This is a genomic window from Pantoea sp. B65, assembly GCF_047308185.1.
Classification (GTDB): Bacteria; Pseudomonadota; Gammaproteobacteria; order Enterobacterales; family Enterobacteriaceae; genus Erwinia.
The window spans coordinates 81,926-95,366 of sequence record NZ_JAHXPU010000011.1 but is presented as its reverse complement, the minus strand read 5'-3'; the positions used below and the strand labels follow the sequence as shown (position 1 = coordinate 95,366).

Genomic DNA, 13,441 nt, shown 5'->3' with positions numbered 1-13,441 from the left:
ATAAAAAGCGATAATGGCGTGGAGACTAAGGATACTCTTTGGATAGCCTGTTAAAACTTCCTGTGTCGAGTGGGGACAAAATCAGGATTTTACAAATAACGGATACCCACCTTTTCGCAGGTAAAAATGAAACGCTGCTGGGTGTGAATACCTGGGCAAGTTATGACGCAGTGCTAAACGCTATTGAGGCGGAAGGGCGTTATTACGATTTGATCGTGGCGACTGGCGATTTAGCTCAGGATCATACGATCGAAGCCTATCAGCATTTCGCTGAGGGTATCTCGCGCCTGTCTGCTCCTTGTGTCTGGTTACCCGGCAATCATGATTTTCAGCCTGCCATGTTTAATACCCTGGCCGAGGCGGAAATCGCTGATGCCAAGCATGTGCTGTTGGGCGATCGCTGGCAGGTGGTGCTGCTGGATAGTCAGGTATTTGGCGTACCGCACGGGATGCTGAGCGACTATCAACTTGAGTGGCTGGAAAAAACACTCGCTTTGCAGCCACAGCGCCATACGCTGGTGTTATTGCATCATCATCCGCTGCCATCGGGTTGTAACTGGCTCGATCAACATAGTTTACGCAATTCCCATGCGCTGGATGCGGTGCTTCAGCACTACCCGCTGGCAAAAACGCTGCTGTGTGGTCATATCCACCAGGATCTTGACCTCGACTGGAATGGACGCCGCGTTCTGGCCTCACCATCGACCTGTGTTCAGTTCAAACCGCACTGTACCAATTTCGCCATTGACTCTGTGGCGCCGGGCTGGCGTGGATTGGATCTGTTTAACGATGGCCGGGTGGAAACGCAGGTACAACGTTTGCAAACGCAGGCGTTTAGTCCCGATCTCGATTCCGAAGGTTACTGAGCCATGGCCACGCTGCTCTATCTGCATGGTTTTAACAGCTCGCCGCGATCTGCGAAGGCGACCCAGTTCAGCCAATGGCTGGCGCAGCATGCGCCTGAGATTGAAATGCTGGTGCCGCAGCTGCCCGCTTTTCCCGATGAGGCGGCATTGCTGCTGGAAAAAGTGGTGATGGAGCGCGCCGGTGAACCGCTGGGCATCGTGGGGTCGTCATTGGGCGGCTACTATGCCACCTGGTTATCGCAATGCTTCCTGTTGCCGGCGGTGGTGGTGAACCCGGCGGTCAGGCCGTTCGAGCTGCTGGCCGACTACCTTGGCAACAACGAGAACCCATACACCGGCCAGCAATATGTGTTAGAGTCTTGCCACATTCACGATCTGAAAGTCATGCAAATTGACCCGCTGGAGTCGCCGGATCTTATCTGGCTACTGCAACAGACGGGCGATGAAGTGCTCGATTACCGTCAGGCCCTGGACTATTACAGCGCCTGCCGCCAGACGGTAGAAGAGGGCGGAAACCATGCCTTTATCGGATTCGAACGCCATTTCTCGCAGATCCTCGACTTTATTGGTTTGCATCACGCCTGAAGCGATTGCGAGAGCATGGCTAACCGTTTTTAAGCCACCAATCAGATTTATACGATGACTCAATCCAGCTATAACGCTGATTCCATTGAGGTACTCAGCGGCCTCGAACCCGTTCGCCGACGTCCGGGAATGTACACCGACACCTCGCGCCCGAACCATCTCGGCCAGGAAGTCATAGATAACAGCATCGATGAAGCGTTAGCAGGACATGCCAAACGTGTGGAAGTGATTCTGCATGCCGATCAGTCACTGGAAGTCATTGATGACGGTCGTGGTATGCCGGTGGATATCCACCCTGAAGAGGGCGTACCAGCCGTTGAGCTGATCATGTGTCGTCTGCATGCCGGTGGTAAATTTTCCAATAAGAACTATCAGTTCTCAGGCGGCCTGCATGGCGTCGGCATTTCTGTGGTCAACGCCCTGTCGAAGCGCGTGGAAGTCACGGTACGGCGTAATGGCGAAGTGTACGAAATGGCCTTTGAAAATGGCGATAAAGTGCAGGATCTTACGGTAACCGGCACTGTCGGTAAGCGTAACACCGGTACCCGCGTCCATTTCTGGCCGGATGTCTCTTTCTTTGATAGTCCACGTTTCTCGGTATCGCGCATGACGCATGTGCTGAAAGCCAAGGCGGTGCTCTGTCCGGGCGTGGAAATCCTGTTTAAAGATAAAGTTAACAACACCGAACAACGCTGGCTTTACGCCGATGGTCTGAATGACTATCTCGCCGAAGCGGTAAACGGTCTGCCGACACTACCGGAAAAACCGTTTATCGGTTCATTTTCCGGTGATGTCGAAGCGGTGGACTGGGCGTTGCTGTGGCTACCGGAAGGCGGTGAACTGCTGACGGAAAGTTACGTTAACCTGATACCGACCATGCAGGGCGGTACCCACGTTAATGGCTTACGCCAGGGGTTGCTGGATGCGATGCGTGAATTCTGCGAGTACCGCAATATCCTGCCGCGCGGCGTGAAGCTGTCGGCGGAAGATATCTGGGATCGCTGTGCTTACGTGCTATCGGTGAAAATGCAGGATCCGCAATTTGCCGGTCAGACTAAAGAGCGTCTCTCTTCACGTCAGTGTGCAGCCTTTGTTTCTGGGGTGGTGAAAGATGCCTTCAGTCTGTGGCTGAACCAGAATATTCAGATCGCCGAACAGCTGGCGGAACTGGCGATCTCCAGCGCCCAGCGCCGTATGCGTGCGGCGAAAAAGGTGGTGCGTAAAAAACTCACCAGTGGCCCGGCACTGCCCGGCAAGCTGGCGGACTGTAGTGCGCAGGATCTCAGCCGTACCGAACTGTTCCTGGTGGAAGGGGATTCCGCCGGCGGATCGGCGAAACAGGCGCGCGACCGCGAATATCAGGCGATCATGCCGCTGAAAGGTAAGATCCTTAACACCTGGGAGGTCTCTTCCGACGAGGTGTTAGCCTCGCAGGAAGTGCATGATATTTCGGTAGCGATCGGGATCGATCCGGATAGCGACGATCTGAGTCAGTTGCGTTACGGTAAAGTGTGCATCCTCGCGGATGCGGACTCCGATGGTCTGCATATTGCCACCCTGCTGTGCGCGCTGTTTGTGCGTCATTTCCGCTCGCTGGTAAAAGGTGGCCACGTCTATGTGGCGATGCCGCCGCTGTACCGTATCGACCTCGGCAAAGAGGTCTATTACGCCCTCGATGAAGAGGAGAAGGCGGGGATCCTTGAGCAACTGAAGCGCAAGAAAGGCAAGCCGGGCGTCCAGCGCTTTAAAGGTCTGGGTGAAATGAACCCACTGCAACTGCGTGAAACCACGCTGGATCCCAATACCCGCCGTCTGGTGCAGCTAACCATTGACGATGACAATGTGGAGCAGACCTTAGCGGTTATGGATATGCTGCTGGCCAAGAAGCGTTCGGAAGATCGCCGCAACTGGCTGCAGGAAAAAGGGGATACTGCGGAAATCGAAGTTTAACTGCGATTCTGACCACTATTTAGATAAACGCCTAATTCTGCGCTAAAATGCCGGGATTAGGCGTTATAACGATGTTGTTTATCACCCTTCCCCGAATCAAATATTCATTATCAACCACCGCATGCGCACGGGTTTTGCTGCCATCTGTATCTGCCCGCTGAGGACCCGCGCTCAGGCAGCATGCCACTGCAAACATGGCGTATGGCTTGCTATTGTTAAATCCATAGTTTAATAATGGTTATTCCCTTTGTTGCGGATTTATCACGGAGTGAAGATGAAAGTTTCGGCGCGTAATCAGCTGTCCGGCACAGTTTCGGCAATTGTCGAAGGTGCGGTTAATGATGAAGTTATTTTATCACTGGATACCGGTGAAAGCCTTGTAACCGTGGTGACGAAAAGTAGTGTGAAGACCCTCGGGCTGACGGTGGGTAAACACGCTATCGCGATTATCAAAGCCCCCTGGGTGGTGCTGGCAGCTCCGGATTGCGGACTGAACTTCTCAGCGCGTAATCAGTTTGTCGGTAAAATCGACGCGGTAAATCTCGGTGCGGTGAATTCCTCTGTGAGTCTCACTTCAGAGAAAGGGCTGGCGCTGACTGCGGTCGTCACTAACGACAGTGTCAGCGAGTTAAGCCTGAAAAAGGGCGATACCGTTCTGGCGCTGATTAAAGCTTCCAGCGTGATTTTAGCGACGCAAAAGTAAACCCGGTGCTGTTTAGCGACAGGCCACAACCCTGCATCGGGTGGTGGCCATCGATTACCAGTATGGCTTCCAGGGTTGTGTCATCCGCACTAATGCTTCGACGTAGAAATAGTCCCCCCAGCTGCAGCACTCATCCACCCCTTTATTGTCGGCCAGATGATATACCGAATGTTTTAGCAGGCCATTACCGGCATCACTGTGGCGGGCAAGGTAGTCTTTTGTCAGGGAAGACATAATGCGCATTGCCCATTGATGGTAGCTTTCACGATCGGGATCGGTAAGCGGCAAATGTTTAATCAGCTCCAGTAAACCACACACCGCAATCGCGGCAGAAGATGAATCGCGCAAGGCATCGGTTCCCAGCAACGAGAGGTCCCAGTGGCATACGGCATCGTCAGGCAGACGATTGAGAAAATAGTTTGCCAGCCGTTTCGATAACTCCACCATCTCCCGGTCACCGGTATAGATATAGCTAAGCAGGAAGCCATAGATTCCCCAGGCCTGACCCCGCGACCAGCAGGAGTCATCGGTATACCCTTGCTGCGTATTGCCATACTTAGGGGCGCCGGTTATCACATCCATATAATAGGTATGATAAGTTGAAGCATCACTGCGCACCAGGTAGCGGGCGGCATGGCGAACGTGTTGTTGCGCCGCATCAGCAAAGCGCGGATCGCCGGTTTGTTCGCTTGCCCAGTAAAGCAGGGGAAGATTCATATTACAGTCAATAATCATTCGTCCGGCCTGCTGCGGATCATTCAGATCTCCCCAGGCCTGAATAATATGAGCCTGTGCATGATAGCGTTCTAACAGCGCTTCTGCCGCCAGCAGAGAAAAACCACGCGCTTCCCTGTTAGCGGTCAGCCGCCATGCCGGCACACAGGAAAGGGTATACAGAAAGCCCAGATCGTGAGTATTGGTATCATGGCGACCGGCAATGCGCAGACCGAAAGAGCGCACATGTTTCTCAGCCATAATGCGGAATTTATCCTCCCCACTCATTTCCCAGGCCAGCCATAACTGACCGGTCCAGAAACTGGTCGTCCATTCAACATTCTCCGTCAATGGGTAATAACCATTGACGCAGGTTTCAGCCGGATATTTCTCTCCGAATTCAGTTAAATTACGACTAATCAGCTCAAGAACATGATTACGAGCGGAAGTTAACTCATCATGAATTTTATTACGATCAACAACTGGCGTTGTGACTTCACGTAATTGTTCTTTGTTGATATTATTTAACATACTTCGGCTTCTCCATAATTTAAAAATGATAATTAATGTTCAACTGGCTGCTGCCTGACCCCGGCGGCACTATTTTCTTCGGTTTGCGGATGCTTATTAGCGCCCGGGCGACGCTGACAGCTGGACAGCGTCACTGACGAGATCAGCGTAAATGTCAGTGCGGTGATCCCCATAATTATATAAGTTTTTTCGAAGCCAATACGGTCATACATATAACCGGCTGGTGATGACACCACCACATTTCCCAGATATAACATCGCCTGATAACCCAGTAAATACATGGTGGCATTAACTCGCTTGTCGAAATGTTCAACAATGTATTTAAATACTGAAACCAGCAACAGACAAATTTCCACACCGTACATTGGTTTAATTACGGAGATCAGCAGGTGGGAGTCGCACAGGCCGGAAATTATCAGACGGGTACTGACTATCAGACCAACCAGCAGCAGTCCTTTCTTGGCGCCGATATAATTAACAAACAACGGAACAAACATATACATGATAAATTCAATACCTGACTGCACGGTTCCAAGGTAACCGAAAATGGTATTGCCTTTATGAATATCATCAAAGAAAGTGACGAAATAGCGGGAGAACTGTTGTTCGGCGATAAACATCATCCAGCACACGCCCGCTACGTAAAGACAGAATGCCCAGAATTTTCTATTTTTGAGTAACTGATAAACATCAGTCAGCACAATTTTATCTTTTGCAATCACTTCACTGGCATGACTTGAGTGGACATTTACCTTCAGGCTCAGCAAAACCATTAGCATAACCACAGAAGTCACGCTGCCGAGGATAAAGTTATAGGCTGGCGACAGGTTGAACAGGATGCCGGAGAAAGACGAGGCTACCGCCCAGCCAAGGGATCCCCACATGCGTACCTGGCCAAACTCCATGCCATTAAGGCGGCTAAAGCGGTCAGTATAGGATTCACAGGCCGCCACACCGGCGTACCAGGCGAAACTGAGATAGATGGCGCCGACAATGATCCCCAGCATGGTATTGGAAAGCAGTAATGGCTGGTACACATAAATAAAGAATGGCGCCATTAATGCCGACATGAAAACCACAAAATAGAGTAAATATTTCTTCATGCCGATCTTATCCAGAATATAACCGTACACCGGTTTTAGCAGCACGGAGAAGATGCCGTTAACCGCAAAGACGGTACCGATAACAGATCCACTTAAGTTGGTTTTTTGCCCCAGCCAGATGGCGAGAAGACCGATACTGGCAGACCAGGTGAAAAAATAGAGGAAAATAAAGCTGCTTATTTTATAATATTCAGCTCTGTTACTGTCTGTGATATTTTTCATAGAGATCCCGATAAGGTATTTAATTTTGTTAAAGGGTCAGATGAGTATGGTAGTTTTCTTTTTGCTATCGGCAGAGATAACCGTAATCATGTTCTCTGTTAGTAATAACTGAGGCTTGTCCTGATAAACCTCAGCGGTTTTTCCTGTTGCCGCCACGGCGCAACACAGCCATTGTTTTCCGGTGGTTATCCTGCCATTCAATACCGGAATAATGGCACATTCAGCAAACATAATGCTGCTATTCGGCGGAGTAATAACCGACCCGGCAGAGCGTTGCTGGCCGACCGGCAGATCATAAATGACACTGGCGCCATTACTGGCATTGATCAGGCATCCTTTTCCCTGCCCGATTATTTTCGCCACTTCAGGCGCATTTATCAGTGCGAAACCGCCTTCAACGGATTTCAGCTCACGCTTGCTATCAATAAGATGGGCGCGAATATGCCATTCGCCGCAGGGAATTAACCAGCTGGCGATATGCACGTCATGCCATGGAGACCAGCGGGAGAAAATATAATCCTCAGCGACAATAACTTCGCTACATTCGCGACGGCCACGATAATAGTCATCATTTTCACAGAGTAATAAAGCAGAATCCGCTGCGGCATGTTTAATGCCGAAACGTCCCCGTTCGATAGTAAAGCCAAATAGAGAGGAGTAGGCAAAGCGCGTGTATTTTGCCTCAGTGTTGACGTAGTTGTTCAGTTCAAGTTGTCCGGAGGTCAGCATATAGACATGTTTTGAATCGTCGCTATGCACAATAATCTGAGACGCTTGGGGTATTACGCGCTTTTTGTCCGGCAGCGACAGTGGTTTTTCTTCCGCCAGCCAGAAGGGATGATCTTCCGCCAGCGCCAGGATAAGAAACACTTTCAATGCCCAGTAGGGTGAACCGGGGGAATTGTAGTCCTCACACATCGCCAGATTAGGATACGCATACCCTAAGGTAAGAATGCCGTCACGATCAAAAATCGGCTGGCGTAACCACCAGCGTAAATGTCGCAGGATAAGCCCTTTCAGCTCTCCCGGCGGTAAGATATCAACACCCGAAAATGCCACCGCGCACCAGAACGCAATCATCGCAAAGCGATAAGTCAGGCTGCGTCCAAAGGGAACCGAGGCGCCATCGGCAGCGGACATATAAATGAAGTCTGTGGCGAAGGCTTTTGCCCGCTCGCGCAGTATTGTGGCTCTTTCTGCGTCTTCACTGTCGCTCAGCGTGGCATATATCAAGCCATAGAAATGGAAAGCCATTGAAATATAATAATCTTTTGGCCGCCCCGCGCCATCAGAATACCAGCCATGGCCAAGATAATAGGCTTCCATTTGCGCGAAACGGCGTTCAATAACGTGCTTATCCCACGGGAATCCGGCGCGCCGGAACCCGAGTTGTACCATGATCGCAAAGTAGTTCCAGTTGCTGTCCGGCATTTCGGCAGCAGAGATTTGATTCAGCCAGTTAAAGATATTTTGCTGCTGCCGTTGGCTAAATTTATCAGTCAGTTTCTCCTGCAGCAGGGCCAGCCCCACGCCGTAGACGCCCATTTCCACCAGTCGCTGGTCATACGGCCCGCTATAACCCCAAAATCCGGCATGTTGCGGATCCGTTCCTTGCTTAATGGCCTCAATATATTTTTCACTGAACGGCACTTCTGCACCCGAACTCATCAGTGGAAACAGTCCCCACAGTACCCGGGATAACCCCTCCATTTTGGCTATCTCAGTGCCATAATGCGCGGCAGTTTCACCCAATGAGAAACCGGATGCTCCGGCAGGAAACTGTTTATCTACATCGCGCAACAGGGTGAGTAAGACTTCAATTACGCTGTTTCTGGAGGACAATATAATTGAGTTTTTATTTTTGCCGGCATGCATACAATGACCTCTAACGGTAAGATGGCCGGTCGCCGGGATAATGCCGGTTATTCAGGGTTTTTGCCTGAAAACCGGTTTTATGCGACCTTTTATGCATTAAAGGATAGGGAAATAGCCGATATCAGAAGTGTTATCTTCGTCACAATAAATGAATATTGATGGTTTGTGGATCTTTGAAATTTAAAATTATGGTTTATTCTCTGTTTTCTGATATGAAAAATTTAGAAACATTGCACAATGACTCACGATACTCAAGCTAAACCCGAACGGCTGGAGCTGATTTCGCTCAATAACAGTATCGTTTCGTTCAGTCGCCTCTATGCCAATACGGTGCGCTATCACCACTGGCACCAGTGTATTGAAATACTCTATGTTGAGCAGGGGCATGGGGTGGTGATTGTTGATAACAAACATTACACCATGCGTCCGGGACGGCTATTTATATTTCCGCCGTTTACCCTGCACAAAGTGATGGTGGAAGAGAGTGATCGTGATATATATCGCCGCACTATTATTCATGTTGATCACTATGCGATCCTCGGTATTCTGAAACACTTTCCGCTTAATCAAAACCGGTTGCGTAACTTTTCCAAAAAAGGCGGCGCGGCATTTGTTGCCGATGTCCGGCATATTCATGCCTACCTCGAAGTGATGTTTGACCTGTATAATAAAAACGATCTGAATACCGAAGGCGTTGCCTGTTTGTTGTTAAATTTATTCAGTGTCTTGCCGGAAGAGCAGCAGGAGAGCCCTGAAGAGAGCTATCGTCTCTCTACCCAGGTTTTGTTCTGGATAGAAGAAAACTACACCGGGAAGTTCAGTTTAGATAAGCTCGCCGCCGATATTAATAAGTCCAGAAGTTATATATCCCGACGATTTCAGTATGAAACTGGTGAGAAAATCCATGATTACATTACTATTTTTAGATTAAGAAAGGCATGTGAGCTGCTGTTGCATGAGTCATTGAGTATCAATGACATCGCAGCCAAAGTGGGTTTTTCCGATGTGACTTACTTTATCAGCTCCTTTAAAAAAGGCATTGGCGAGACCCCACTGCAGTACAGAAAACATCATAGCGCCCGTAAACAGTCCTGAGACGCCTCCTCCGCTGTCATCTCTGCCTGCAGCCTGGCGGTTATAAATGGCCAGGCAGCAGAAATTTTCCCTGAGCAATTTTTTTTAATTTTACCCATGATTTTATATTAAATGGGCAATGGTTTTAAATTTAATGGAAATTAGTTTTAAATCATTTGCAATTATGTGACTGACCCGTCATTTTGCCGGAATTGCATGCGGATATTCTTGCCGCAGACAGGCATTATTCCTGTTTTTTTAATGGTCCGGAGTAGTGCGAAAAATAAACGATAAATCACTGCGCATCAGGCGGGAAGAAATGGAAACAGTTGAAGAGAATCTGGCGGGAATAAGGTGTTCGGTTATCGGCCCCTGTTGTTCTGATTTTACGGTGGAATATGCTCTGCTGGTGAAAGATAAATTCTATGTGGCGTATTACGATGTTGAACACTGTATTACCGTGGCCAGTAAGTCAGACGATGATAGCCACTGGGAAATCAGCCATCCGCAGGGCGAGTGGCTGGCTGATAAAAACCGCTATATGCACCAGACCGAATTCGACAGCCATAACTATCTGACGCTGGCGATAGATAACCAGGGGCATCTGCATTTAGCGGGGAATATGCACAAGGATAAAATGGTCTGGTTTCGTTCCCAACGGCCCGGTGATATCCACTCTCTGATTCAGCAACCGATGACCGGAATGCGTGAGCAGAGCGCAACGTATCCGCTGTTTTTCAGTGGGCGTAAAGGTGAACTGCTATTTCGTTATCGTGATGGTGAAAGCGGCAACGGCGATGATATTTACAACCGCTGGAACGATGCGCAGCAGCGCTGGCTGCGCCTGCTGGAGCAACCCCTGCTCAGCGGCAATGGCTTACGTAACGCCTATGCCCGCCTGCCGGTATTTGGACCGGATGATCAGTGGCATATGATCTGGATGTGGCGCAATACGCCGCATTGTGAAACCAATCATCAACTCTGTTATGCCCGTAGCCCGGATTTGCTGCACTGGTATCGCCATGACGGATGCCGGTTAACCCTGCCGATCACCATTGATAGCGGCGATATTGTCGACCCGGCTCCGGTGGAACAGGGCCTGATCAATATGAGCCAGAGTCTGGGGTTTGACAGTAAAGGGCGGCCGCTGGTCACCTGGCACCGTTATGACGATGCCGGTTGTTCGCAGGCCTGGATTGCCCGCCCACAAGGCAAAAGCTGGCAGATCCGCCAGATCAGCGACTGGAATTTCCGCTGGGATTTTAAAGGGATGGGTTCAATCCCGCCGGATGTGATTATCTCCGCCGCCCGTGCAGAAGCCGGTCAGCTGGTGGTGACTTTCCAGCTGAAGGATGGCCGCAGCGGCGAATGGCGTCTGGATGAAGAGAACCTGACGCTGGACGCGATGCGTTTGTGCCCGGTCACGCCACTGCCGGCTGCACTTTACCAATGCCAGTCTGGTGTTCATCCGCAGGCTGAAGTGCAAATTATTGCTGAACTCTATCAGCAGCAGCCACGGCATTTCTTACGCTGGGAAGCCCTGCCGATCCAACGCGATCTTGCCTCGGGCCAGAATGTTATCCCCGGCCAGCTGTGCGTTATCAGCGTGGCATCATCCAACGACGACAAGGAATAGACCATGTCAACCTCCGCTACCAGCCGGTCAGCCTATGTCCGGATAAGCACGTGTTTATTTTTATATTATTTTTCCTGGTCAATCAGTTGGTCTTTTCTGGCTATCTGGTTGGGGGATAGTATCGGGTTTACCAGTACCCAGATCGGCTATACCTTATCGGTTAACGCCTTATTTGCCCTGATGATAAAACCGGTGTTTGGTTTTATTATGGACAAACTCGGCATTAATAAATCATTACTGATTGGCGTGGCGCTGGCATCGATATTCGCTGCGCCGTTCTTTATTTATGTGTATCAGACCTTATTGCAGACACATATGGTGCTGGGCGTTATTTGTGGCGGCTTATATCTGGGTACCGCCTACCTGGCCGGTGTGCTGGTGTTCGAATCCTATGCTGACCGCTACAGCCGCGCGTTTAACTTTGAATTTGGCCGGGTGCGGATGTGGGGATCGCTGGGCTGGGCCATCGCCTCGATTTTTTCCGGTAAGTTATTCAACATCAATCCGCATATTAATTTTACGATTACTTCGCTGGTTGCGGTGCTGGTGCTGCTGACATTATTCACGCTGAAAACACAGGGTGAGGGAATTAACTGGCAGGCGATCGACGAAGCCAAAAAAGAGAAAGTTAACGGAAAAGATGTTAAATCATTATTCCGGCATGCCAGTTTCTGGGTGTTGATGTTGTTCTACGGTGGGATTATCTGGATGATGCAGAGTGCCGAACAGCAGTTCCCACGCTACTTCGTTACCTTTTTCCCCACTCATCAGGACGGTAACTCAATGCTCGGCTATATGGGCTTTGTCCAGTCGGCCTGTGAGTTTGTATTGATGTTCACCATACCTTTCATGATCAACCGTATTGGCGCCCGTAATGGTTTACTGCTGGCGGGGTTTGTTATTGGTTTACGCCTGGTGGTATCCGGGCTGGCGACTCAGCCATGGATGATCATCATCATTAAGCCGTTCTATGGACTGGAGATGGCGCTGTTGCTGGTATCCATTTTTAAATTCCTCGCCATGTATTTTGATAAACGGCTGACCGGTACTATTTATATGGTGTTGGGGTGCTTTAATTATCTCGGTATCACCGCCATTAACCCGGTTGCCGGTTACTTTTATGATAAGCATGGTTTCGCCACCACCTATATCGTTATGGGCTGTATTGCCTGGTTGATCACACTGGTGGGGATAAAATTCCTCGGCAGACAGAGCAATACCCGCCATGGTATGCAGCTCACGGTGAATGAACTCAGGCAGGCTGCGGAGAAGAAATAATCTTTTTCAGCGGGTAGCGCCTCTCTCTGATACGACAAATGATAAAACATTTAAATAAATGTTATGTCCGTGGCCAGCTATGGTCTGAATAGCTGGCTCAATAAATAAAGTCAATTAAAAATAACATTAAATAACCTTCTAATACTAACAGGAAAAAATAATGCGCAGAGTTAAATTAGCGTTGGTGGTCTGTGGTGCATTTTATTCTGTCTCTTCATTTTCTGCCGGACCCTGGATTGAGCTTCGCGAAGCATTTAATACCGCTTCGGAACAGCATGAGTTAGTGGTGCGTGGCGCCTATAATTTTGCTAATGGCGCCGGGATAATGCTGACAAACTCCTATAGCGTCAATAAATATGACGAGTTCAAACATAGTTATAATGAGATGGAAGCCTGGTATCCGTTGTTTAAACCCACCACGGAATTCACCATTTCACCGGCCCTGATTCTGACCGACAATAGCAGTGGCTCTACTGTTTCACCGTATATGGATTTCAACTACAAGTTTACGCCGGATTTTAATGTTACTTTCCGCTATCGTTACAATAACAAGAACTATGAAACTTTAGATAATAATGCACAGTATGACAAAGACAGTACTCATCAATTTGTTATGTACTGGAACTTAAAAATCAACGATAGCTGGGCCTATACCTTTGAACCAGATTATTTTATTCATATCAACGATTACTCCAGTAAAAATGGCAAGGATCATAACTGGGAACTTAATAATAAGCTGACCTACACCATGACGGCAAACTGGAAGCCTTATGTTGAAGCTTCCTGGCTGGATCGCTGGAATAATTATAATCGCGAGCAATATCGTTTCCGCGTCGGCATTCGTTACTATTTCTGAATGTCAGCCTCCCGGCACGGAAGCCAGGGAGGCGCCAGAAAGAATCTT

11 protein-coding genes are annotated in these 13,441 nt (G+C 49.3%); 8 read left to right on the top strand and 3 right to left on the bottom strand.

From position 1 onward, the window contains the following. Positions 1–38: 38 nt before the first annotated feature. The 4 genes from cpdA (at position 39) to JWF83_RS01230 (ending at position 4,104) form a co-directional block, all read left to right on the top strand. Entirely contained in the window at positions 39–866 is an 828-nt protein-coding gene (gene cpdA, locus JWF83_RS01245) for a 3',5'-cyclic-AMP phosphodiesterase (protein ID WP_413648081.1), read from the top strand. Between the two features lie 3 nt (positions 867–869). Then, the gene (gene yqiA, locus JWF83_RS01240) at positions 870–1,451 is read left to right on the top strand and encodes an esterase YqiA (protein ID WP_413648080.1); all 582 of its coding nucleotides are present in this window, start codon (positions 870–872) and stop codon (positions 1,449–1,451) included. 54 nt (positions 1,452–1,505) lie between these two features. Next, entirely contained in the window at positions 1,506–3,401 is a 1,896-nt protein-coding gene (parE, locus tag JWF83_RS01235; RefSeq protein WP_413648079.1) for a DNA topoisomerase IV subunit B, read from the top strand. A gap of 274 nt (positions 3,402–3,675) precedes the next feature. Beyond that, positions 3,676–4,104 carry a TOBE domain-containing protein gene (locus tag JWF83_RS01230; protein WP_413648078.1) on the top strand — a complete coding sequence of 143 codons (429 nt, stop codon included), beginning with the start codon at positions 3,676–3,678 and terminating at the stop codon, positions 4,102–4,104. 54 nt (positions 4,105–4,158) lie between these two features. Here JWF83_RS01230 and JWF83_RS01225 read toward each other — a convergent pair whose 3' ends face one another. From JWF83_RS01225 to JWF83_RS01215, 3 genes are read right to left on the bottom strand one after another with little or no spacing between them, the layout of a single operon-like run. Beyond that, complete coding sequence (locus tag JWF83_RS01225) at positions 4,159–5,349, bottom strand: glycoside hydrolase family 88 protein (protein WP_413648077.1); 1,191 nt, start codon at positions 5,347–5,349, stop codon at positions 4,159–4,161. Between the two features lie 32 nt (positions 5,350–5,381). Beyond that, complete coding sequence (locus tag JWF83_RS01220) at positions 5,382–6,674, bottom strand: oligosaccharide MFS transporter (RefSeq protein WP_413648076.1); 1,293 nt, start codon at positions 6,672–6,674, stop codon at positions 5,382–5,384. A 36-nt stretch (positions 6,675–6,710) separates the two neighbouring features. Beyond that, on the bottom strand, positions 6,711–8,549 hold the full coding sequence (locus JWF83_RS01215; protein WP_413648075.1) for a DUF2264 domain-containing protein: 1,839 nt from the start codon (positions 8,547–8,549) through the stop codon (positions 6,711–6,713). Between the two features lie 237 nt (positions 8,550–8,786). On the opposite strand from JWF83_RS01215, the gene JWF83_RS01210 reads away from it, so the two are divergent. The 4 genes from JWF83_RS01210 to JWF83_RS01195 all read left to right on the top strand — a co-directional run bounded on the left by JWF83_RS01210 (position 8,787) and on the right by JWF83_RS01195 (position 13,393). Next, positions 8,787–9,644, top strand: coding sequence for an AraC family transcriptional regulator (locus tag JWF83_RS01210; protein WP_413648074.1), 858 nt, complete (start codon positions 8,787–8,789; stop codon positions 9,642–9,644). A 298-nt stretch (positions 9,645–9,942) separates the two neighbouring features. Then, the gene (locus JWF83_RS01205) at positions 9,943–11,259 is read left to right on the top strand and encodes a BNR repeat-containing protein (RefSeq protein ID WP_413648073.1); all 1,317 of its coding nucleotides are present in this window, start codon (positions 9,943–9,945) and stop codon (positions 11,257–11,259) included. Between the two features lie 3 nt (positions 11,260–11,262). Further along, a complete protein-coding gene (locus tag JWF83_RS01200; protein WP_413648072.1) occupies positions 11,263–12,537 on the top strand; it encodes an oligosaccharide MFS transporter in 1,275 nt (424 codons plus the stop codon). Between the two features lie 160 nt (positions 12,538–12,697). Further along, a complete protein-coding gene (locus JWF83_RS01195; protein ID WP_413648071.1) occupies positions 12,698–13,393 on the top strand; it encodes an oligogalacturonate-specific porin KdgM family protein in 696 nt (231 codons plus the stop codon). The last annotated feature ends 48 nt before the right edge of the window (positions 13,394–13,441 follow it).

Bases quoted from the DNA above. Each gene is read 5' to 3' on its own strand.
- yqiA (WP_413648080.1), top strand. From the start codon at position 870: ATGGCCACGCTGCTCTATCTGCATGGTTTTAACAGCTCGCCGCGATCT.
- parE (WP_413648079.1), top strand. From the start codon at position 1,506: ATGACTCAATCCAGCTATAACGCTGATTCCATTGAGGTACTCAGCGGC.
- JWF83_RS01230 (WP_413648078.1), top strand. From the start codon at position 3,676: ATGAAAGTTTCGGCGCGTAATCAGCTGTCCGGCACAGTTTCGGCAATT.
- JWF83_RS01225 (WP_413648077.1), bottom strand. From the start codon at position 5,349: ATGTTAAATAATATCAACAAAGAACAATTACGTGAAGTCACAACGCCA.
- JWF83_RS01220 (WP_413648076.1), bottom strand. From the start codon at position 6,674: ATGAAAAATATCACAGACAGTAACAGAGCTGAATATTATAAAATAAGC.
- JWF83_RS01215 (WP_413648075.1), bottom strand. From the start codon at position 8,549: ATGCATGCCGGCAAAAATAAAAACTCAATTATATTGTCCTCCAGAAAC.
- JWF83_RS01210 (WP_413648074.1), top strand. From the start codon at position 8,787: ATGACTCACGATACTCAAGCTAAACCCGAACGGCTGGAGCTGATTTCG.
- JWF83_RS01205 (WP_413648073.1), top strand. From the start codon at position 9,943: ATGGAAACAGTTGAAGAGAATCTGGCGGGAATAAGGTGTTCGGTTATC.
- JWF83_RS01200 (WP_413648072.1), top strand. From the start codon at position 11,263: ATGTCAACCTCCGCTACCAGCCGGTCAGCCTATGTCCGGATAAGCACG.
- JWF83_RS01195 (WP_413648071.1), top strand. From the start codon at position 12,698: ATGCGCAGAGTTAAATTAGCGTTGGTGGTCTGTGGTGCATTTTATTCT.